General features: G+C 41.8%; 17 protein-coding genes. 9 read left to right on the plus strand and 8 right to left on the minus strand.

The genetic code is table 11. The features are described from left to right. Positions 1 to 8 precede the first annotated feature (8 nt). The 3 genes from J0654_RS16340 to J0654_RS16350 are packed head-to-tail and all read left to right on the plus strand — an operon-like array spanning position 9 to position 3,112. Positions 9 to 1,340: a vanadium-dependent haloperoxidase gene (locus tag J0654_RS16340; protein WP_207030189.1), complete on the plus strand. Its 1,332-nt coding sequence runs from the start codon at positions 9 to 11 to the stop codon at positions 1,338 to 1,340. A 22-nt stretch (positions 1,341 to 1,362) separates the two neighbouring features. After that, the gene (locus tag J0654_RS16345) at positions 1,363 to 2,262 is read left to right on the plus strand and encodes a GyrI-like domain-containing protein (RefSeq protein WP_207030190.1); all 900 of its coding nucleotides are present in this window, start codon (positions 1,363 to 1,365) and stop codon (positions 2,260 to 2,262) included. After that, positions 2,255 to 3,112, plus strand: a complete 858-nt coding sequence (locus J0654_RS16350; protein WP_207030191.1) for an NHL repeat-containing protein — start codon at positions 2,255 to 2,257, stop codon at positions 3,110 to 3,112. The genes J0654_RS16345 and J0654_RS16350 overlap by 8 nt, the downstream gene beginning before the upstream one ends. Here the strand turns inward: J0654_RS16350 and J0654_RS16355 are convergent. Continuing rightward, a complete protein-coding gene (locus J0654_RS16355; RefSeq protein WP_313784004.1) occupies positions 3,109 to 6,822 on the minus strand; it encodes a metallophosphoesterase in 3,714 nt (1,237 codons plus the stop codon). The genes J0654_RS16350 and J0654_RS16355 overlap by 4 nt on opposite strands. 52 nt (positions 6,823 to 6,874) lie before the next feature. Between J0654_RS16355 and J0654_RS16360 the strand changes: the two genes are divergently transcribed. After that, positions 6,875 to 8,065: a Pycsar system effector family protein gene (locus tag J0654_RS16360; protein ID WP_207030193.1), complete on the plus strand. Its 1,191-nt coding sequence runs from the start codon at positions 6,875 to 6,877 to the stop codon at positions 8,063 to 8,065. 1 nt (position 8,066) lies between these two features. On the opposite strand, the gene J0654_RS16365 is transcribed toward J0654_RS16360, so the two are convergent. After that, positions 8,067 to 10,442 (minus strand): GAF domain-containing protein, encoded by a 2,376-nt coding sequence (locus tag J0654_RS16365; protein WP_207030194.1) that lies wholly within the window; start codon positions 10,440 to 10,442, stop codon positions 8,067 to 8,069. Between the two features lie 116 nt (positions 10,443 to 10,558). Between J0654_RS16365 and J0654_RS16370 the strand changes: the two genes are divergently transcribed. Beyond that, a complete protein-coding gene (locus J0654_RS16370) occupies positions 10,559 to 11,455 on the plus strand; it encodes a metallophosphoesterase (RefSeq protein ID WP_207030195.1) in 897 nt (298 codons plus the stop codon). On the opposite strand, the gene J0654_RS16375 is transcribed toward J0654_RS16370, so the two are convergent. Then, entirely contained in the window at positions 11,452 to 12,711 is a 1,260-nt protein-coding gene (locus tag J0654_RS16375; protein WP_207030196.1) for an aminotransferase class V-fold PLP-dependent enzyme, read from the minus strand. The two genes, J0654_RS16370 and J0654_RS16375, sit on opposite strands and share 4 nt — an antisense overlap. Before the next feature lie 78 nt (positions 12,712 to 12,789). Here J0654_RS16375 and J0654_RS16380 point away from each other — a divergent pair, with 78 nt between their 5' ends. The 3 genes from J0654_RS16380 to J0654_RS16390 all read left to right on the plus strand — a co-directional run bounded on the left by J0654_RS16380 (position 12,790) and on the right by J0654_RS16390 (position 15,926). Beyond that, complete coding sequence (locus J0654_RS16380; protein ID WP_207030197.1) at positions 12,790 to 13,953, plus strand: helix-turn-helix domain-containing protein; 1,164 nt, start codon at positions 12,790 to 12,792, stop codon at positions 13,951 to 13,953. 89 nt (positions 13,954 to 14,042) lie between these two features. Then, the gene (locus tag J0654_RS16385; RefSeq protein WP_207030198.1) at positions 14,043 to 15,179 is read left to right on the plus strand and encodes an acyltransferase family protein; all 1,137 of its coding nucleotides are present in this window, start codon (positions 14,043 to 14,045) and stop codon (positions 15,177 to 15,179) included. A gap of 81 nt (positions 15,180 to 15,260) precedes the next feature. Next, entirely contained in the window at positions 15,261 to 15,926 is a 666-nt protein-coding gene (locus J0654_RS16390) for a hypothetical protein (RefSeq protein ID WP_207030199.1), read from the plus strand. 9 nt (positions 15,927 to 15,935) lie between these two features. On the opposite strand, the gene J0654_RS16395 is transcribed toward J0654_RS16390, so the two are convergent. Both J0654_RS16395 and J0654_RS16400 read right to left on the minus strand, forming a co-directional pair. Beyond that, entirely contained in the window at positions 15,936 to 18,104 is a 2,169-nt protein-coding gene (locus J0654_RS16395) for an acylase (protein ID WP_207030200.1), read from the minus strand. A 51-nt stretch (positions 18,105 to 18,155) separates the two neighbouring features. After that, complete coding sequence (locus J0654_RS16400; RefSeq protein ID WP_207030201.1) at positions 18,156 to 19,193, minus strand: TPM domain-containing protein; 1,038 nt, start codon at positions 19,191 to 19,193, stop codon at positions 18,156 to 18,158. Positions 19,194 to 19,313: 120 nt separating this feature from the next. Here J0654_RS16400 and J0654_RS16405 point away from each other — a divergent pair, with 120 nt between their 5' ends. Next, the gene (locus J0654_RS16405) at positions 19,314 to 21,050 is read left to right on the plus strand and encodes an ABC transporter ATP-binding protein (protein WP_207030202.1); all 1,737 of its coding nucleotides are present in this window, start codon (positions 19,314 to 19,316) and stop codon (positions 21,048 to 21,050) included. Here the strand turns inward: J0654_RS16405 and J0654_RS16410 are convergent. The 3 genes from J0654_RS16410 to J0654_RS16420 form a co-directional block, all read right to left on the minus strand. Further along, positions 21,047 to 21,379, minus strand: coding sequence for a 2Fe-2S iron-sulfur cluster-binding family protein (locus tag J0654_RS16410; protein WP_207030203.1), 333 nt, complete (start codon positions 21,377 to 21,379; stop codon positions 21,047 to 21,049). The genes J0654_RS16405 and J0654_RS16410 overlap by 4 nt on opposite strands. Positions 21,380 to 21,435: 56 nt before the next feature. After that, the gene (locus tag J0654_RS16415; protein WP_207030204.1) at positions 21,436 to 22,494 is read right to left on the minus strand and encodes an NAD(P)/FAD-dependent oxidoreductase; all 1,059 of its coding nucleotides are present in this window, start codon (positions 22,492 to 22,494) and stop codon (positions 21,436 to 21,438) included. Positions 22,495 to 22,555: 61 nt separating this feature from the next. After that, complete coding sequence (locus tag J0654_RS16420) at positions 22,556 to 22,792, minus strand: NifU family protein (protein ID WP_207030233.1); 237 nt, start codon at positions 22,790 to 22,792, stop codon at positions 22,556 to 22,558. Positions 22,793 to 22,800 lie beyond the last annotated feature (8 nt).

Raw genomic sequence — 22,800 nt, forward strand, 5'->3', positions numbered from 1 at the left:
GAAAGGCCATGAAAAAAAGCATAAGTTTAATCGCAGCACTGTTATTGGTTCTGGTATCATGTCAAAAAAAACAAGAACCTATAGAAATTTCTCCTGAAGAATTCCATGCCTCTGTGGACAAGGTCATTGAGGTGATGATACATGACATATTCTCACCGCCTGTGGCAAGTAGAATATTTGCCTACCCAAATATTGCCGCTTATGAGATTGTAGCCAAGAAAAACGACAACTACAAATCCCTAGCCGGGCAGGTAACAGGCCTGGAAAGTATTCCAGACCCCAAAAACACGGAAAACATCAATTATGAAATGGCCGCGCTAATAGCGCATATCGACTTAAACAAAAGGTTGATCTTTTCCGAAGAAAGAATTGAAAGTTTCCGAGACAGTCTTTATACCGTTTGGATGGAACAGAACGAACCCGTTTTTAACGCCTCCAAAGCATATGGTTTGGAAGTAGCGGATTTTATAGGTGAATGGATGAACAAGGACAACTACAAAGAAACACGTACCATGCCCAAATTTACCGTTGATTCGGAGGATCCATCGCGTTGGCAGCCCACGCCTCCGGCCTATATGAACGGTATTGAGCCCCATTGGGAAAAAATACGTCCTTTTGCGATTGATTCTGCACAGCAATTTAAGCCAATTCCACCACCAGAATTCTCTATGGAAAAAGATTCCAAATTTTACCAAGAGGTGATGGAGGTTTATGAGGTGCGAAAGAGCATGATCGGCAAAGGTGATAAGTCAGATGAAATAGCCATTGCCCAGTTTTGGGACTGTAACCCCTATGTTTCGGTTACCCGTGGACACCTAATGTTCGCCACCAAAAAAATCACTCCCGGTGCTCACTGGATAGGTATTACGAAGATCGCCTCACGAAAAACAGATGCCGATTTTGCAAAAACCGTATACGCCTATACCAAAACTTCCATAGCGATAGCTGACGCATTTATAAGTTGTTGGGATGAAAAATATCGAAGCAATCTAATTCGTCCAGAAACTGTGATCAACGAGTATATCGACGATAGTTGGGAGCCCGTATTGCAAACGCCACCGTTCCCAGAATACACCAGCGGACATAGCGTAGTATCCGGTGCAGCGGCAATAGCCCTAACGGATATCTTTGGAGACAACTTTGCCTTTGATGACGATACGGAGGTAGCCTATGGTTTACCTGTGCGTTCCTTTACTTCATTTAACCACGCATCTAGTGAAGCGGCTTTAAGCCGAATGTACGGCGGAATCCATTATCGTGCAGCCATTGATGTTGGAATTAAACAAGGCCGAGATCTTGGGAAATTTGTGGTGGATAAATTGGACATGACAAAAGGCTAATCCGTATTTTTGCTCCTTAGTTATGAGGAAGATTATTTCAATAATCCTAGCCGTTGTGGTAGGAGTAATTTTGTGGTACCTTTTTTTAAAGCCTCAAGATTATCAGGTTAATTTTAAGGCCAAGGCAATTCCAGGCACCATATTCGAATCCGTAAAGGCATGGAACAAGGGCTTTGATTCGGCAGTCCCTGTGGATTATATTAGCCCAAGTCATTTTAAGCAGACCATCTTGGTGAACGATTCCGTTCATGAATACGAATGGGAAATAAACCCGGTCCACGATTCCTTGAGTGAGGTCCAAGTAAACATAAAAGACCTGGACCACTCCGTTGACAACCGCTTGGCAGTTCCTTTTTCGGATACCGATTTTGAAAAAGGCTCCAGAAAATTGCTTTTGGATTTTAATGATTTTCTCAACGAACACATCAAAGGTTTTAATGTGACCATTGAAGGGGAAGAAGAAACTTTCTCCTCATTTTGTGCCTGTGTTCAGCTTACAACATCTCCAGAAGATAAGGCGAAGGGCATGATGGCCAATTACAACTTTCTTAATGCCATACTTTTGGAGAAACAAATTAAATTGAACGGCCCTCCATTTGTGGAGGTATTGGATTGGGATTTGGAAAACAATAGTCTGACTTATAATTTTTGCAACCCCATTATTCGCTCCGAAAGACTTCCTGACCATCCAGACATTGAATATAAGCGCATCTTTGGCAAAAATGCCATCAAAGCTATTTATCACGGAAACTATATCACTTCAGACCGTGCTTGGTATGCCATTATGGACTATGCGAAAGAAAACAATATCCTCATAGAGAAAAAGCCCATTGAAGTTTTCTACAATAACCCGAACATGGGAGGGAATGAATTGGAGTGGACAACGGAAGTATTTATGCCCATAAAGGAATCCGATGAATAAACTTGTCCTAATTTCTTTACTGATCGTAGCACAAGGGTGTGCGCAGAAAACGTATTTGGGCAAACTGGATGAACTCGGGAAATTCCCATCAAAGCTTAAGGAGGTTTCAGGAATGGAAATCACCAAGGATGGGGAAATATGGGTAATTGAAGATAGCGGCAATAAGGATAAAATATATAGGGTAGCTAAGGATGGTGACATCAAGGAATCACTAAAAATAGATCATGCCAAAAACAAGGACTGGGAAGATTTGACCATGGACAATGATGGCAATCTGTACATTGGTGATTTTGGAAATAATGATAATGAGCGCGAAGATTTGGTCATCTATAAGATTCCTGAAGATGAAATGGACAAAAAAGAGCCCAATGCCGACAAAATTGAGTTCAAATACCCGCAGCAGAATGACTTTCCCCCACAAAAAGATAGTCTGTATTTTGACACTGAAGGTTTTTTCCATCTAAACGACCATCTCTACATCTTTACAAAAAATAGAACCAGACCTTACTCTGGAAAAACGTTGATCTATAGAGTACCCGATGAAGAGGGCGCTTACGAAGCTGAATTTTTGGGTTCCCTGTTTTTATGTGCAGATCAAGACCATTGCTCTGTAACAAGTGCTGATATTGCTCCGGATGGAAAAACAATTGCTTTATTGAGTTATGGATTTGTTTTTTTGCTTTCTGATTTTCAAGCTCCTGATTTTACAAAGTCATCGATTAAAATCATTGATCTAAATACAGACACCCAAATTGAATCGGTCTGTTTTTTAGGCAACGGAACCCTTCTGATTGCCGATGAGCAAAATAAGTATGGAGGTAGAAAGCTTTACGAGTTCATACTTGATTAGAAGCCAAATCCCAGTCCAAAGGCAAACCGAAGACCATCCGTACTATTAAATAATCCAAAGTTGGCGGACAGTACATCGGCACCGTTCAAGAAAAACCCGCCTCCGTAGGAATTGTGCCATTTATGGGAATCTTCTCCCGGGTACCAAACACGGCCATAATCGAACCCCCCGTAAATTCCAGGATTCACTGGCATTAGTCCCGTTTTTACTCCTCTAAAGCTATATCTAAGGTCCGTGTTTTGAAAATAGGCCGTTTTACCTGTAAACCGTTGAAACCTAAATCCACGAAGTCCGTTGTCCCCGCCTATGCTGGCAGCTTGGTAAAATTCATATCCATTTCCTATGGTAAAATGACCTTTTAGTTTTGTTGCAAAAACCAGACGGCCATCTGCTGTAAGTTTATGGTCCATGGAAAATGATGGGACTACGTACCCAAAGGATCTTGAAGAATCATCCAGATTGGTTTTAAAACCGCCTTCTAAGCTGAACGACATTCCCAAAGTTGGAAATGCCTCACTATCCGTATTGGAATAGGTGTATTCCCCATCGATTCCAAAAAAACTCAAATGGTTTTCCTCCCCATTTTCCAGATAAAACTCATTGATGAATCTATTTTCGGTTTCCTCGATCTCGATGTTTTCATAAGCCATACCCAATCGAACCTTAGAACCATAAAAGCCTCTCCAAACCAATGAGGGTGCTAATTTCAGGGTTCGGATACGAACCCTGTTATAATCCAATTCCAATGGTTCTTCGTCATCGTTGTTCACTGTCTCATTTCCGAATCCGAAAAAGTTCCGTGTAAAGTTGGGGCTTGTAAACCTGGCATCGACTTCCAGGTTCACCTTGTTGAACACATGGGCAAACTCTCCGGTGTATCCTAAATCGAACCCATTTATGGCAAAGTAATAGGCCGCATTAAATGTATGTTGTTGCGTAAATGGATTTTTCCTGAAACCATTAAAGGTATAGGTACTGGTTAAACCAAGCCTAACCCCATCATCTGGATTAAACCCAATGGTGGGCAGCACTTGGTTGTTGCTTGCCTTGATATTCAAAAACTCGTAGGTATTGGTATCGTAGTCGTTTACTAAATTAATATTGCCGCCATAAGCCTCTTCCAAGGTGTTTTTCTTCGACTTAAAGTCATAGACCCATAGTTTTTTTGAGTTTTCGGATATTTTGTAAATATCATTGTTCTGACCCCCGATAATGCGGACCTTTATTTTTGAAGTTTCCGTGTTGGCCTCAAAAACATCATCATCATCCAGGCCATAAATCCAAATCTCCTTGGTGTAATCTGGACTATATACTTTATTGAAAAACAAATCCGTATAATCCCCGCCTTTTATTCGGTATGCCCTTACCTCAACATCGCCATTGGGCAATGAGACAATATTGAAATAGTCATCTTTGTCGGTCCCGGCAATTACACTGTACTTGTTCAAAATAGCGTAATACTCCTGTGCTGTTTCAACCAAGTTATTCTTTCGTGCCAAAAGTATGTTCTTGATTTCCGTCAAGGTTTCATCCCTAACCTCCTCCGGAAAGGCCAAAAAGGCATCGTCAATAATATCTCCATTTAAGTTTTGCTGAATGAATTTGGCTTGATCCACCCACATTTGCCTGTCGGTTTCGGATAGCAGGGCCATATCCAAGGCAAAAGTTCGTGGTGATGATGTAAATCCTTTTACACTTCTGATTTCTTCATGAAATCCTTCAAAAATACGAAGGGAAGGAACCGCTCTCGATCCAAAATTCATGATAAGGCCGTCTCCCCATCGGGAAAACACTTGGTCCCTATCCCGAGCAATGGGTTTGTATACCTTGTTCCCATTCTCCATTTCAAATTCGGCCCAACGCCATTGGTCCACATGCCTATCCCAATCGCCGATCAAAATATCGAACAAACGGGCCTTTACATATTCCTTTTGGTCAATGCTGTATTCCTCATCTTCACGGAGTTTGTCCATAAGGTCGTAAGTACTCTCAATCTTCTTGGTATACCCAAAGCTTTTCAGGTTATCATGATCATCGGAAACATGCTCCTCTATCATGTACAATCCATCACCAAACTCTTTGTTGAAATCGCCCAGAACGGACTGTTTGGGCACGTAATATAGTTTGGGGTTGGTATGGTACATCCCAAGTGCTTGGGAAAGTCTATCAATGGAAAAGGGAGCATAAGGATGTGCCCCAGTATAAATGTCCAACAATAATTTCTCGGTGTAGGTATCCTCGAACTTACCGACAATGTACTGTTCTTGAAAAGCAATGGACTGAAGGTATCTTTCAGCACTTTTTCGTAGACCTCTCATCACGTATTCCCTACCATCCTTATCGGCCAAACGTAAGGAGTTGGACTGATTTCCGCCTCCTTTCCGAACAACCGTTAGCCCTCCTAAAAGAGTATCCAACCGTACCGTTGGGGCTTTTACTTTGGTTCCGTAATATTTTCTGTACCGTTCTCCCCATAACCACTTGTGAAACCCGCTTTTTTCAATTTCCTCGGGCTCATAGACCGAAGCCATTTTATATGGGGGAAAATCATCAGGTAGCTCAACTTTCTTGTTTGACCTATCCGGTGGCAGCACTTCCGTTTGATACAGCATTGTAGCCGAATCGGCGGTGGTCCCATAAAACGCTACTTGTGACGAGCCATCCGTAAATACCTTTAAAATTGCATATCCATTTCTACCCGTGGAAAATTTGCTTCCGTTCAACAATCGGGTCGCTCCTGTTTTTGCTCCCGAACCACTTACTATTTGAGGCTTGCCATATTCCTCGATGTATTGGAGCGTATGTTCGTGCCCCGATGCAAAGATGATCTTATCCGAATATTGTGAGAGCGTAACAATTCTGTTCCTAAGTTCATCATACCTTTTGTTGGAAAGATCTTCTGAGGTAGCGCCAGAAGTTTTTCTTAATAGATTGATGGCTGCACCCAAAACAGGCATGGGCACTTGGCCACCATTGGGGTAGATTCCTTGTTTAAAAGAGAACTGACCACCGTGTGAGCCATAGGAAAACATGGGATGGTGCATGGCGAACACAACCGTTTTGTCCCTATTTTTCTTTATGATGCTCTCGAGTTCTTCAAAAAAGCGGCTTCTGGTCTTAATCTCGCACTCGTCATTAATAGTTGGGTGTTTATCCCAATTAACGAGGTACCATTCCGTATCTATTGCAACGACCAATACGTTGTCATTGATTTCTATTTCCTCGATAGGGCAACCATTTTCGGGCTGAAAAGCATCATTGTTGTCCAATACATCCTCTACATATTCCTCCTCGCGTTTCAACCCTTTAAGACCATCGGTATACCAATCGTGATTGCCAGGAATAAAGAGCTTTTTACCCTTGAAGTGCTTCAAAGTGCTCAGTTGGGCATCCAAATGGTTTTTGGCCTCCAAATAGGCAATGGTGGAATCTTTTTTATCTGGCAGACCTGCCGGGTATATGTTATCTCCCAAAAAAATAACGGTGCTATTGGCATCTGCATCGTCCAAAACGTTTTTAAACGCTTTTAATGTGGGGTTCAAGTCTCCCATCGGGGATTTACCTGCATCACCGATCAAATAAAAGGTGTGTTCAACCTCCCTATCATCTGAAGCGGGATAAATAGAAAAAGGCTTTGCATATTTGGTTTCGTAGGTAGCGCAACCTGAGGCCAGGACCATCAAAAAGAGCAACAAATAATGTTTCTTCATATCCATGAGGTTGATTCCAAATTTTGTAATTTGGATGTTCTAATTTGGAACTATGTCGGAAATTGTTGAGAAAACTAAACACTTTGTTTCTGAGTTGTTAACGGAAAAACTGGACCCCAGATTTTTGTACCACAACTTGCGACATACCCAACGAGTAGTCAAAAGTACTAAAGAATTGCTCAATTATTACAACCTAGAGGAGGTTGACAACGAGCGGTTGTTGTTAGCGGCTTGGTTTCACGATGTTGGCCATATAAAAGGCTGTAAGGACCATGAAGAAAGCAGTTGTGAAATTGCAACTGAATTTCTTAAAGAAAATGGTTATGATCCCAAAGGAATCGAAGAGGTATGCTCCTTGATCTTGGCAACTAAAATGTACCATGAGCCAACCAATCTTAAGGAAAATATTATTCGTGATGCCGACGTATCCCACTTTGCAAAGAAGAGTTACTGGGAAACAACGGATTTTTTAAAGGATGAACTCAAAGAACTCGGCGTTGCGGATTATTCATCAAAAAAATGGCGGGACAAGAACATCAAAATGTTTCGCAATCATTTTTTCTATACCGATTATGCCAAGGAGCAATGGGAAGAGGGCAAACAAAAAAACTTAAAGCAGCTCCTAAAGGAGAAGAAGGCCGAGAAGAAAATCGCCAAAAAAGAAGCACTAAAGGCAAAGTACAAGAGTGAAAGCCCGGACAGGAGCGTTCAAACTTTGTATAGGGTCACCTTAAGGAACCATCTTAAACTTAGTGATATTGCCGACACCAAGGCAAACATATTACTGTCCGTAAATGCCATTATAATTTCTTTGGTCTTGGCCAATTTGCTTACCAAGTTGGACAATCCCACAAATACCTACATGATCTATCCTACATTTATATTGATCCTGTTCAGTGTGGTTTCCATGGTGCTATCGGTTTTGGCCACTCGACCCAACATTACAACTGGTAAATTCACCAAAGAAGATGTAGAGAAAAGAAGAGTAAACCTTTTGTTTTTCGGCAACTTCCATCAAATGGGTCTAGAAGAATACCAATCGGCGGTACAAGAACTGGTAAAGGACAAAGACTATGTGTATTCCTCGCTGACCAAGGACCTCTATTATTTAGGTATTGTTTTGAACAGAAAATATAAGATATTGCGTCTGACCTACAACATTTTCATGTTGGGCATCATTATATCGGTTATTGCTTTTGGGATTGCCTTTCGCTTTTTTGGACCTGAAAGATTGATTTTTTAAATCACTTGCTCAATTCTTCCATAAGATCATCGTACGTGTAGGTGCGCTCCGATGTTTTATCCGTTTGATACAATATCTCCGCACGTATCGCTTTTAAACCAGATACACCTTGAACACCTTCCAATTCCACGATTTCAATATTGTTGGTAAAGTAGCCTTTGGCCTTTAAAAAACTGATGTAGCGCAAATACTCTTTTTCATCCTTGCGTTGGGAATATACTATGGCCAGTTTTCCTTTTTGTGTAAGGCGCTCGTTGGTTCCTTTGATATAGGACTTGTCTATACGTTTTTTGATGACCTCATATCTGGCATTATAGGTGCCATCAACATCAAAACGTTTTTCATCCATTCTAAAACGAATGGCCAACGATGTGCTGTACACCAAAACTAGGGATGCCACATCCAATTTAACCGGCAAATGGGGTTTAAGGCTATAGTACTTATTCTCCATTTCGCACATTACCTGAAGCTGCCATAACCTCAGATTGCTCAAAAAGAGTTCATTGAATTCCTGATCTTTGGCAATAGAGCTCCCGATGTACATATTGTGCTCCACGCCATCTGTTTTATAACGCTCAAAATAATGTGGGAACATTTCTTGGGCCTCTTCCTGTTTTTTATCCAAAAGGGTTGCCAATTTCATATTGGCCTCCATTACGCTGTTATCGTAATTTCTGCGATGGTCGTAATAGCTTTCGGTGGCTTTGTCTATCTTTTCATTATACTTACCCAAAAGTGCAGCAATGTCACCATCTTCCTTTTGAAGGTGATTGAACACAGGGTCCACTTCTTCTTTTACAAAATCAAAAACGGCCTGTTCGGTATGTGTGAACAATGCTTCCTTGACCTCATTCAAATAGTTGTTTACCCTAAACATCAACTCTTCATAAATGGGAAGCTTGTATTTAGTGAATGCGATTTCCAAGATATCATTGATTTCGGAAAGCTGGATCATTAAATCTCTCTGAATGGCCAGGTTACGTTGCTTTGCGGAATCCTTGATGTCAATTTGGCCATATAAGGGATAGACATCTTTAAAAACGATCTCTTTAAAAACAGGTTCATTGCCAGCCAATTCATCCGCCATAAATCGTTTAGCCTCTTCTTGGAACTTCCAATATACCGATGGATGCACAGAGGTACACTCATGCTGGATAACCGCATCGATCAAGTTCTCTTCTTCCTCGATGGTTCGCATTACCGCTGCAATAATATACGGCATTACATCATCTAGCTTATTAGCATTTACGCTATTGAGTTCGTTTTCTTTACCGGAAACCAACTCAAGAACCCCCAATAATTCACCATTTACGGTAATTGGGGCCAAGATGGCACTTTTAATGCCTTGTTCCATCAGGTTTCTATAGGGTTGCACCTTGCCATTGGTACGCTCAAAATATTTTTCTACGTTGGAAATAGCAAAATATTTGTTCTCTTTGAACAATTTTCCATGCGAGTAATTGCAAAAGGTAGAGTCGCACTTTTCCATATCCTTGCCGTTAAGGATATAACTCTCCATGCCCTTTCCATATATCTTAAAAAAATGGTTCGCACCGGAATCGTACCCCGCAAAGCCAACTTTTATATCGTTGAGCCTAAAAAACGACCTAAACGTATCTTCGAAATTCTCCATAAAGGACTCCATGCCTCTTTGGGTTTTTCCGATAAGGGTAGACTTTATTTCCGAGACCGAGTGCTCCGCAGTTACATCGAACATATTGGAAATAACAAAACCTTTGGCTATAAAACTATTCGGTGGTATTTTTTTCTTCCACAGGTCAAGGTTGTAAAAGTTGTCCAACAACTCATCCACATCGTCTTGTGTGATTTCCTTGGCCTTATCGGTCGGAATAATTTCCATAAAGTCCGCATTGTACAAAATGCGGTACCTGCGCATCACGCCGTTGGTATCCGGGATATCGTAAAAGAAGGGACGTCTAAAATCCAAATTATACCCATAATAAAACTTCAGGATCACGGTGGATCGCATGATATAACCGAACTCGCGTGGTATATTGGTTATTTCCAAGTCAAAATCGTCACCCGCATCTTTTAGGATTTGACGGAACCTTTCAGAAGAATTGAACACCAAATTTTCAAAAGGGGTGGATGCTGTTTTAATTTCGTTCTTGGTTAGTATTGGAGAAAAGGAATCCTCCAAAATCACTCGAATCACATCCTTGTATTTATCCAACAAGGACAAATCGGAAAAACCTTCCCTTAATTCCGGATATGGGGCCTGTGCCTCCAAAACATACTTTGCCCTTTCAGCATCATGTGGATTGGAACTTTTTAGTTGTTCATCGTAGTGTTCCAGCAATTTGTTGAAACTCACCAATTGAACCAAAGGACTTTCCGAATGGTAGTCGTGCTTCATACACAATTAGTCGAGGATTAGAGGGCAAAGTTACAAAAAGTAAAAATGCATTTCGTTTTATGGGTATCTTTATGGACAAATCGTCATTTTTAAGGATATTTAGCAAAATCTTTTCCATGTCCTCTTCAACCCGGTTAGACAGAGCCTACCAAAACGCCATGACGATTCCGTTTGACGAGGATTCCAAATTCATCTTTTTTAGTGATTGCCATAGAGGTGACAACAGCTTTGCCGATGAATTCGCAAACAATCGGAACATTTATTTTCATGCCCTGAACCATTATCATCGAGAGGGTTTCCATTATATTGAGCTTGGCGATGGGGACGAGCTTTGGGAAAATTTAAGTTTTGAATCCATTTTTGAAGCGCACAAAAATGTGTACCAGCTTTTACGAAGGTTCCATTTGGAAAATCGTCTTCACATGCTCTGGGGCAACCACGATATGGTATACAGGGATGGTGATTATGTGGACAAACACCTATCCCATTATTTTGAACCCATTGATGGCTCCGATAAAAAGCTTTTTGAAGGCATCACCTACCATGAAGCTCTTATTTTAAAACATTCCGACACTGGACAAGAAATTTTTTGTGTTCATGGCCATCAGGCTGATTGGTGGAACTATGTATGCTGGCGCATTGGCAGGTTTTTGGTCCGAATTTTATGGAAACCGTTGCAAGTAGTAGGTATAGCAGACCCTACAAGTCCTGCTAAAAATTACAAGGAACTGATCCGAATTGAGAAAAGAATCAAACGGTGGATTTTAAAAAAGGATTTGCTCGTTACCTTGGCCGGACATACCCACAGACCACGATTTCCCGAGCCAGGCCAGATTCCTTTTTTTAACGATGGCAGTTGTGTTCACCCAAGAAGCATTACGGGCATTGAAATTGAAAATAGTCAAATATCCCTCATCAAGTGGCATATTGACACCAAACCCGACGGCACTCTCCAAATCGTAAGGGTACTCTTGGAAGGTCCGGAGAAACTTCAGGATTATATTGACCACTAAGCTCGTTTCGCCATAGTTTTAATGGCCCCCACAAACTGATCTAACTCATCCAAAGTAGTAAATACATTGGGGGTAATCCGGCATCCATGTACATTTTCAAAATCTATGGCCACCGTCCAAACATTGAACTCATCCAGTAATGTTTGGGCCATTTCGCTTGGCTTCATGTTTGTGAGCCCAACATTGGCAATACCACAGCTCCTGTGCGGCTCAATCGGTGTGTTTATAATTACATTGTCCACATTCCGCAACTGATCGCTCCAATAACGCTGTAAATAGCGCATACGATTTTCCTTTCGCTCCACACCTATCATTTCAAGGTAATCCACAGCATCGTTTATAGTCAGATCCGTGTGCACGGGATGGGTCCCTGTATGGTTCAGCCTACGAATTTTGGTCTGATCATTTTCATGCTCGGCCAATAGAGGCCAAATCTTCGGAATATTCCTTTCGGCAACATACAGCATCCCCGCCCCTAAAGGAGCGCAAAGCCATTTATGTAAACTGGAGCCATAGTAATCGCAGTCCAGTTCAGCCAAATCAACCTTTATATGTCCTATGCAATGAGCACCATCCACCATCACCTCAACACCGTGGGAATGGGCCATATCACATATTTTTCGAACGGGTAAAATTTGACCCGTGACATTGACCATATGGCACACCATTAACAATTTGGTCTTAGGTGTAATCTGTGATTCGTAGAGCGATACAATTTCTTCATCCGATTTAGGGTGATTGGGCAACGACACTTTTTTGCAAACAATTCCATAACGGTCTTCCATTTGATGAAAATGTACTTGCATGGCCCCATAGTCCTGAACAGCAAAAATGGCTTCATCTCCCTTTTCCCATGGATAGCCCCCTATGATCATATCCAAGGATTCTGTTGTGTTTCGGGTAATGATCAATTCCTTTTCCGAACAATTGACCAATTCGGCCACGCGGGCGGCGGCCTTTTTCTTGTTGTCCCATTGCACCGTACGCATGTAATAGGAGCCTTCATAATTTACGTGCTGCACGTGTTCGGTGTATTTCTCCAAAATGGGAGTGGGAACTATATTGTAGTATCCACTTTCAAGGTTGATGTAATCCGGTTTCAGTTTATAATCTTTTCTGATCCGCTCCCAAAAAGCCTCGCTATCCTTCCCAGGATATGGCATCACATTTTTGGATGTATTTTCCAAGGTAAGTGGCAATAATGGGGCGGCCATAGCAGCGCTGCCCATATAGCGTAAAAACTGTCTCTTTTTCATTTTGGCCAGGTTGATTAAAAAAAGATTGGTACTTTTCGTTCGTACTTTTGTCTTCAAGATACAATTTACGCCCTTAACATGGAAGATGTAAAGGTTATATTAGAACAAATCCCTATACGGTACGACCTTGCGTCCCACATCATGCTATTGGGCATTGTCCAAGGGTTCTTCTTGGCATCTGTCATTTTTTTGAGAGCGAAACGGAAATCGGCCATTAATTTGTTCGGCTGGTCCCTATTGGTTCAATGCCTGGTGTTTTTGGACATTTACCTATGCTACACCGGCTTAATGAAATACGTGATCCACCTGAACGATTCCACAGAGTTTTTGGTGCTCTTGATCACACCCACCCTATATTTTTTCCTGTATACCTTATTGGAACGAAAGCCCATCACTCTAAAAAAACATTGGCCACATTTTATACTCCCCTTGCTTTATCTTATTTCTCAATTCAATTACTATGTAAGTCCAGTGGAAGTAAAACTTAATGCATATTTAGGCGCCTATCACCGTAATCTGGGGTTTATAGATGTTCCTGGTGACATGAACTACTTTTACCATCACTTTAAAGATCAATTTAGGTGGCTGGTACTTTTCAGTTTTGCATTCTATTTGATTTTGTCCCTTTTACTGTTGCTAAAAGCCAGAAAAAGGGAGTGGTCCTCTTCTAAGAACATCAAAGTGGACAAGTATGTTTTTTCCAGAAATACGGTTATTTTCTTTCTTGTCCTTATGCTTACCTTGCTCATTATATATTTGAATTATGATGATGATGGTGGAGACCATATTATTGGCATAGTGCAATCCATTACCATTTTTATCACCTCGTTTTTTATCCTCTCCGAATCGCGTTTTTTTGAAAAATCGTGGATTGCGGACAAATATGAGACCTTGGCCAACAACACCATCAAATTTGGGAATATTGAAAGTTTTATGTTGGAATCCCAATTTTATTCACATCAAGATGTGTCCCTTAAAAAGGTTGCTGAAAAACTGGACACCAATAGCAATACCATCTCCAAATTGATCAATTCGGAAAGTGGTCTCAACTTTAACGATTATATCAACCAAAAAAGAATTGCCTTGGCACAGCAAAGGTTGTTGGACGAAAAATTCAAACAACTTACTGTGGAGGCCGTTGGCCAATCCGTTGGGTTTAAGTCCAAATCGGCCTTTTACAATGCCTTTAAAAAACATACGGGACAATCGCCCTCCGCATTTATGAAGCAAAACAAGGTGTAATTTCTCCACAATTGCAATTTAGGACGTTTCTCGAACCGAAAAACCATAGTGTTTAAGCAGCAGTTTTCATCTTTGGGAAAAATTTTAGGATGAAAACAACTATCAGACGTTACGATTTGGATTGGCTCCGTGTTATTGTTTTTGCACTGCTTATATTTTACCACGTAGGAATGTTTTTTGTGCCTTGGGGCTGGCACTTAAAAAACAATGTGATTTACGATTGGCTGCGCTGGCCGATGTCTTTCTTGAATCAATGGCGTTTGCCCATCCTATTCGTAATATCCGGAATGGGGACCTACTACGCCTTGGGTAAAAGAAGCATGGGGAAATTTGTATGGGAACGCTTCCTTCGTTTAGGGATACCCCTGTTGGTAGGCATGTTTTTGATCGTGCCCCCACAAGTATATTTTGAACGTTTGGTGGACGGGACATTTACAGGCTCATATTGGAAATATTTCACCACTATTGCTTTTGATGGCATCTATCCGGAAGGAAACTACAGTTGGCACCACCTTTGGTTTTTGCCTTACCTTTTGGTGTTTTCGTGGATTTTGGCCCCACTCTTTATCTACCTAAGAAAGCATCAAACCCGTTTTATAGCTTGGATCAAACGTTTGATTCAAAGAACATGGGGAATCTATGCATTTGTAATACCACTCTACTTTGTAGAATCGTTGGTGGAGCCCTTTTTTCCCGTGACCCATGCCTTGGTAGATGATTGGTTCAATTTTACGTTCAATATTATCCTATTCTTTTATGGTTTTGTATTGATAGCTACGGGCGATGTATTTTGGCAAACAGTGGCCAATGTAAAGAGCAAGGCACTTGTTTTGGGTGTGATCGGCTTTTCAGGTCAAGCAATTATTTGGTTGTATTTTGAAGATGGTTATGTAATTCATTTCACCGAAGCGTTATTGAAGGTGGTGAACCTTTGGTCCTGGATTTTGGTCCTTTTTGCCTATGCTGCCCAATACCTCAATAAACCCAGCAAAGGTCTTGCTTATGCCAATAGAGCAGTTTATCCCTTCTATATTTTGCACCAGACCATTACAGTTGGCATTGCCTATTATTTGATGGATTTGAGTTGGGGATTTTTGCCAAAAGCAATTATCCTTGTAATAGGAACATTTGGTATTAGTTGGTTGATTTATGACCTGATTATTTTACGTATTCCGATACTTCATCCGTTATTTGGTTTAAAACCAAAGCATAAAAAAAGTATATAGGTTAACGATTTAACGACAATTTATAATGTTGATGGCAGGGTATTTGCTAATTTTATAAAAGCTTATTTGCTTGTTCTTGTTATGAAAAGACTGATTTTCTTTTTTTTAGGAATTGTTTTGGGAGCTGTTTCGGCACACGCTCAGTCGTCGGATATTCCCACTACCCGCCCTTTGAAAATAGGAACCAATAACAAGCTGGACGTAAAAGCAAGCAACCAAGGTACTTTATTGCGGATGCCTTCCGTACTCGATGAAAACCTCACATCCAAAAACAACAAGCCGACCATTAAAATGTTGCCGGACCGGGAACTGCTGCAAGCTGGTCACGATATGGTGATAGACCCCAAAGTAATCGAAAAGCGGGAAAAAGGGGCCAATGAACATTTTGGCGATCAATACTTGGGCGATTTTAAGACCAAAGCCAAATTTGTGGGCATAGTCGCGAGGGACCACGAATATGTGGACGGCGACCGAATTAAAATTTACGTGAACGGTGAAGTAGTCGAATACAATCTTTTACTTGGTGGCACCTTCAAGGGTATCAACCTGGATTTGATAGAGGGTTTTAACCGTATAGAGTTTGAAGCTCTTAACCAAGGTTCTTCAGGGCCCAATACCGCACAGGTGGTCGTAACCGACGACAAAGGGGTGGTTATCCACAACAACCGTTGGAATCTGTCCACTGGCTCCAAAGCCAGCCTTATTATTGTTAAAGAAGAGGATAGCGGTATAGAAAAAAGCAACTAAGTTTTTTGTTCAGTACTTCTCACCTGGCGAATAGGTAACTTCCGCACGTTTTAGCACGTCTTCTTTGTAATAGGCCGCATCTTTAAACTCCTTATCGGCATAGCGTTGTGCCTGATCATTGAAATGTGGCGACTCGGGATCTCCACTTTGACCTCCTGCCAGCATTGTTTTGGCTTTTACCCTATCCCCAAACTCCACAGCAGCTACAAAACTGTTACCACGAGTACCATAAATCTTTTTAGTATTGTTGTTGTAACGAGCTCCGTAAGCGGCTAAAGCTCCCCAACGACCACTGGCAAAGCCAATGGGAATACTAGGTTTGTCATCATCAAAAGCCTGGCGAATATCTCCATTAAGACGTTGGTAACGGTTGACCTCGCCCCATGGCATTTTCCAAGTACCAAAATCAGACTCCAAAATATCCAAAGTTTCTTTTAGGAAATCAAGTTTCTTTTGATTGTCCCATGCATTTCCCCAATATGCCACCCATTGCATGGAGTACATGCCTTCAGGTCTTTCAGCTTTGGAGTAACAGAGCGTACCGTAATAATGCGCCAAAGTCATGGCAATGGATTCCTTGGAAGTTTTAAAATCCCAATCACGTAATACATCAATAGCTTCAGTTAATTCTGGATCTGGGTTTGCATAGTACGCTTTTACCAACCCAGGAATCAATGCCTCAAAAGCTGGCAAATAAGGATCGTGTGCCATTTCAATGAGTCCGTCCAAAGTATATCCGCTTCTGTCGGTCAACAGTTCAATGGCATGGATACCCCTAAAGTTTTCTTGATCTCTTGACATGTAATTGGGGTAATCATCACGTTTTGGACTAAACTCAAGTGCCGAGGTATACGGTGTAGAATTACAATTTTGAATCCAACCATTTTCTGGATTCAGCACCAAAATATTTTCATCCACGGTATGCAGTCCTTGCCAATCGGTTTTGGGATTGCTGCCATCCACGGGCTCGGTATAATCAAAATTGGTATCCCGTTTGGGCACAAAATTACCATGGAAATAGGCGATATTCCCTTCGGCGTCGGCATAAACGGTATTGTTGGATGAATTCGTTCGGATATCCATCATCTTTCTAAAACCATCATAGCCATCCTGTTTGGTACGGATGTAGGATTGCTCCAACGCCTTAACGGGTTCCCACATCATGGCAGATGCCGTCCATTGATCATCCACTTGATGGGTGATCGGTCCGTGGTGCGTTCGGTACATCGGGAAGGTTTTCTCTTTCATACGCTCCCCTTCCTTGTATTTCAAGGTGACCGAACTGGAATCTACCGGCCGTAATTCCTCTCCATACTGATAAAATAGTTTCCCATCATTCTTAACGATGGTTTCCTTAAACTCATCCATCACATCGGTATAGGTCGATGTATGCATCCATCCGGTTTTTTCATTAAAACCTTGATATACAAAAAATTGCCCCCAAGTTACAGCGCCATAGGCATTCAGTCCTTCTTCGCTCACTACGTGAACCTCACCCCTAAAATAAAACGAGGTATGTGGATTGATCAAGAGCATCGCATTTCCAGATTCCGTCAAGTCTCCGGAAATGGCAATTCCATTGGAACCTTGTGGTTCTTCCATTTCTTCCTCTTTTTTGAGTTGAAGCGCTTCCATCTCGGGCAATTCCATACCACTTTCGTAAAAACTTTTTATTTTCCTGGTGGATATACGTTCAATGTCTCCTCCGATAGACCCTTCGCTAAAATACATTGGCATCCAAGGTTCAAAACGGGTCAACAATTTTGGTGTTACTTCGGGATGGGTATGCAAGTAGTAATTGATTCCATCAGCAAATGCATCACAAAGCTCTTTTAGCCACTCAGGACTGTTTTCATAATTGGCCTTGGCTTCTTCTTCTGTCATAAAAAGATTTGCACGTAGGTCACTGTACAATGCCTCCTGGCCTTCAACTTCGGCCAAACGTCCTGTAGCCCAAATATAATTGCGCTCTACCCTGTTAAAATCATCCTCGCACTGGGCATAAAGCAATCCAAACACAGCATCGGCATCCGTTTTACCATAAATGTGGGGTACACCAAAATCATCTCGAATTATAGTGATGTTTTCAGCTTGTGCTTCCCATTGTTCCACCTCGGTCTGTGGTTTTTCGGAACAGGAAATAAACAAAAAGAGGGCTGCAAGGAATGTAATTCTCATTTCGGGGATCAGTTTAGTTTGTTTGGTGAAAATACGGGAAATCCGAAACAATTACCAACTTCCGCTTGCACCTCCTCCGCCAGAACTGCCCCCACCACCGGAAAAACTACTGGAAGAACCGCTACTGGAACCAGAACCAAAAGAATGTGTGCCCGATGAGGAGAAGGTTTTCTCCATGTAGGTCTTGTCGGATTTAAAAAACGATAGCTTGAAATCGTCATTACCTTTTTTACGGATTTTTAATATTGCCAAGATTATTGTGATCGCAATGAATGCAACAATCACGAATAATACCCAAGTAAAATCTTTGGACAGTCCAAACAATATATCATCATATTCGAGCAACATTGCCATAAAAAACAATGGCATGCCCATAAAAACCAATCCAAAAATCAAAGGAAACATGGAAAATGCCGCCATAAACACTCCTCGGATCACTGCCAGTTTCCCAATGAAAATGCCTCGTATTATCTCGATCAACGTGGAATACCCCTTATAAAAAACAAATCCTCCTGCTGTAATGAACACCATTAAAAAAAGGCCAAAGACCCCTAAAAGCCACCAGGGCATTTCAGCTTCGGCCTTTATCTCTGCATTGAACTCTTCCAGTGCATCGGGATTGTTTAAAAATTCAATGATTTGGTTCGTGGCAGCGTCCAACCCTCCAAAGTAATCCTCCTCTTTGAACCTGGGAATCATTGTATTTCGAATAATACGTGAAGCCACAGCATCGGTAATATAGGGTTCCAGACCGTAACCGACTTCAATTCGGACTTCCCTATCCAACTTTGAGAAAAGAATTAGGATTCCGTTATCCTCGCCTTCTTGTCCCAGTCTGTTTTGATTGAATACCTCTAAGGCGTACTGCTCAATGGTCTCATCCCCCAACTCATCAATGGTCAAAATCACTAATTGATTGGTAGTCTTTGATTCAAATTGGTACAGTTTGTTACGAAGTTCGTCAAGCTGTTGCCGTGTAAAAATCTGGGCATTGTCGGTGACTATCTCCGTTAGTTTGGGATACTCTTGTTGTGCCGCACACAAAGAGCATATCAAAAACAAAAAACCGAACCATCCAAATTTTAACATAGCTGTTTGTATAATTCAAGCACTTAAATATAGTGTTTGTAATTTTTCCGTACTCAAAACCAACCGATTCGGCATCCTTTTTAATTTGCCGTAACTTGCAGTTTCTTTCTAAAAATTGTTATGCCCAATAAAAAAGTAAGCATCCTTACCGCATTTAAAACCATTATTTGGCCCAAACGGAAACTCGTTTTTCTAGGCCTTTTGTTGATTGCCATCAGTAAAGCAGCCAGTTTTGTTGCACCCATTGCCTCCAAATATCTTATTGATGATGTTATCGTAAAAAAGGATGTGGACATGCTCAAATATTTGGTCGCTGGCGTGATGTTGGCTATTCTTGTACAGTCCGTAACCTCGTTCTTGTTGACCAAAATTTTAAGCGTTCAGGCTCAATACCTGATCTCTGAACTACGGGCACAGGTACAGAAAAAAGTATTGGCATTGCCCGTTCGATTTTTTGACAATGCCAAATCAGGAGCCTTGGTATCCCGGATCATGTCGGATGTTGAAGGCGTCCGAAACCTCATCGGGACAGGCTTGGTGCAATTGGTGGGCGGTGTCATTACTGCTGTGGTTTCCTTGATATTGTTGATGGAGATCAGCGTATTTATGACACTTTTTACTTTTATCCCTTTGACCATATTTGCAATCATCGCACTCAAAGCCTTTAAAATCATCCGCCCCATATTCAGGAATCGGGGCAAAATAAACGCGGAGGTCAAAGGTAGATTGACGGAAACATTGGGCGGCATACGCGTAATCAAGGGGTTCAATGCCGAAAAGCAGGAGGAAGAAGTTTTCGAAACAGGGGTGGAGCGTCTGTACCAAAACGTAAAAAAGAGTTTGACCACCACCGCTTTTATGACGAGTTCCTCCACCTTTTTGCTGGGTGTGGCTACTACCAGCGTAATGGGTTTCGGTGGTTACAAAATTATCCACGACACCCTTACCGTGGGTGAATTCGTGGAATTTACGGTGTTATTGGGACTTATGATCGCGCCCATTGTGCAAATGAGCAGCGTGGGAAGCCAATTGACCGAGGCTTTGGCCGGCCTCGACCGTACTGAGGAATTAATGAACTTGGAAGAAGAATCCGATGAGGAAAACCGAAACATTGTTTTGGACAAAGTTATTGGGCAAATGTCGTTTTCCGATGTCTGTTTTTCCTATGAAGAAGACAAAGAAGTTTTGCACAACATCAGTTTTGATGTAGAACCTGGCCAGGTTATCGCTTTGGTAGGCAGTTCTGGTTCTGGAAAGTCCACCATTGCAGGACTGGCCGCCAGTTTTTTAAACCCTGACTCGGGTACCATCACCATTGATGGACAAGACCTTGCCAAAGTAAATTTGAACAGTTTCAGACAATATTTAGGTGTTGTACTGCAAGATGATTTTTTGTTTGAGGGCACCATTCGTGAAAATATACTTTTCCCGAGGCCCAATGCCAGTGAAGAAAAATTATTGGAAGCAGTGCAAGCTGCGTATGTGGATGAATTCACGGATCGTTTTGATAAAGGATTGGATACACTGATAGGGGAACGTGGTGTTAAACTTTCTGGTGGTCAGCGACAACGTATTGCCATTGCCCGGGCGATTTTGGCCGATCCAAAAATTTTGATTTTGGACGAGGCCACCTCCAGTTTGGATACTGAATCCGAAGCCCTTATCCAGAAAAGTTTGGGGGAGCTTACCAAAGGCAGGACCACATTTGTAATCGCTCACCGATTGAGCACCATCCGTAAGGCCGACCAAATTCTTGTGATTGAAAACGGCCATATCTTGGAACAGGGCACTCACGAAAAATTGATAGCTTCAGAAGGAAGATATTACAACCTGTTTACCTATCAGGCAAGAATCTAAGGTTCTTCGGGAGCCAATTCTACTTCCAGTCCGTCCAAATCCTCTGTCATATGGATTTGGCAACCCAGGCGACTGTTATCCTTTACGAAAAAGGCCTCGGCCAACATTGCTTCTTCATCATCCGACTTTTCAGGAAGTTGATGATCGGACTGCACATAGCATTGGCAGGACGCGCACATCGCCATTCCGCCACAAATACCAATGGTCCCCTCCGGAGCAAGTTCGTAAGAACGTACTACCTCCATGAGGTTCATGTTCATGTCGGTTGGGGCATCTACTTCATGCGAAACGCCTTCTCGGTCGGTTATTTTTATTTTGATATCGCTCATACCTATTCAAAAACTCCTAAACGAGTTTACTCAACGATTTAATTTTTGATTTATTCTTAGTCGATTGCCTTAACAACAGCTTTCGGCGCTTCTTTTTTGCTTCCATCAAACCCTGTTACGCCCCCAACGGTCGTATATTTCATCACATATTTTTTATCGGGGAAGATTTTTTGGTAGGCGCTTTGGCACATCAAAGTTGCTTCATGGAAACCGCAAAGAATCAATTTTAGCTTACCAGGATAGGTATTGACATCTCCAATGGCATAGATTCCAGGAATGTTGGTCTGGTAATCGTAGGTATTGTCCACCTTAATGGCATTTTTCTCAATCTCCAGTCCCCAATCGGCAATAGGGCCCAATTTGGGCGACAATCCAAACAATGGGATAAAGTTATCGACCTCTACATCGGTTTCTTCGGAAGTGGAGGTGTTCTTAACGGTCAATTTCTCCAACTGGCTCTCCCCTTTCAAAGCAACCACCTCAGCAGGGGTTATCAAATTGATTTTACCCTCATTCTTGAGTTGCTGTACTTTCTCCACAGAATCCAAAGCTCCCCTAAATTCATTTCTACGGTGCACCAAGGTCACCTCCTTGGCAACATCGGCCAAAAAGATGGACCAATCCAAAGCGGAATCCCCGCCACCGGCAATCAAGACTTTTTTGTTCCTATAGATTTCTGGCTCTTTGATCATATAGGCCACTCCGTTGTCCTCATATTTTTCCAAATTCTCCAACAAGGGTTTTCTTGGCTCAAAACTGCCCAAACCACCTGCAATGGCAATCACGGGAGCATGATGTTTGGTGCCTTTGTTGGTGGTAACGATAAAAGTTCCATCATCCAATTTTTCAATGGTCTCGGCACGTTCTCCCAAGGTAAATCCAGGCTGGAACGGTTTGATCTGTTCCATGAGGTTATCCACCAAATCGCCCGCCAATACTTCGGGGAATCCAGGAATATCGTAAATGGGTTTTTTTGGATATATCTCGGCACATTGACCGCCTGCTTGTGGCAATGCATCTATTAAATGGCATTTGAGTTGTAAAAGGCCTGCTTCAAAAACAGCAAAGAGACCCGTAGGTCCCGCTCCAATTATCAGAATATCTGTTTTGATCATATATCAGAAATTTTGGCACGCAACTTACTGCTTGCCCAGATAAGTTCAAGATTTTTATCAGTTAGGAGATATTGACGACTTCTTCTATTTGAGGTGCGTACTTCTTAATGGTCATTTCCACACCACTCTTCAAAGTCATTTGATTTACACTGCACCCAATACAGTTACCTTCCAAACGTACTTTTACCGTATTTTCCTCGATGGATATCAAGGTAATGTCTCCTCCGTCGCTTTGCAAAAACGGGCGTATTTCTTCCAACGCCTTTTCTACATTGCTCCTTGTTTCTTCTGATGTCATTGTTGTCA

The organism is Flagellimonas profundi (assembly GCF_017313275.1).
Lineage (GTDB): Bacteria > Bacteroidota > Bacteroidia > Flavobacteriales > Flavobacteriaceae > Flagellimonas > Flagellimonas profundi.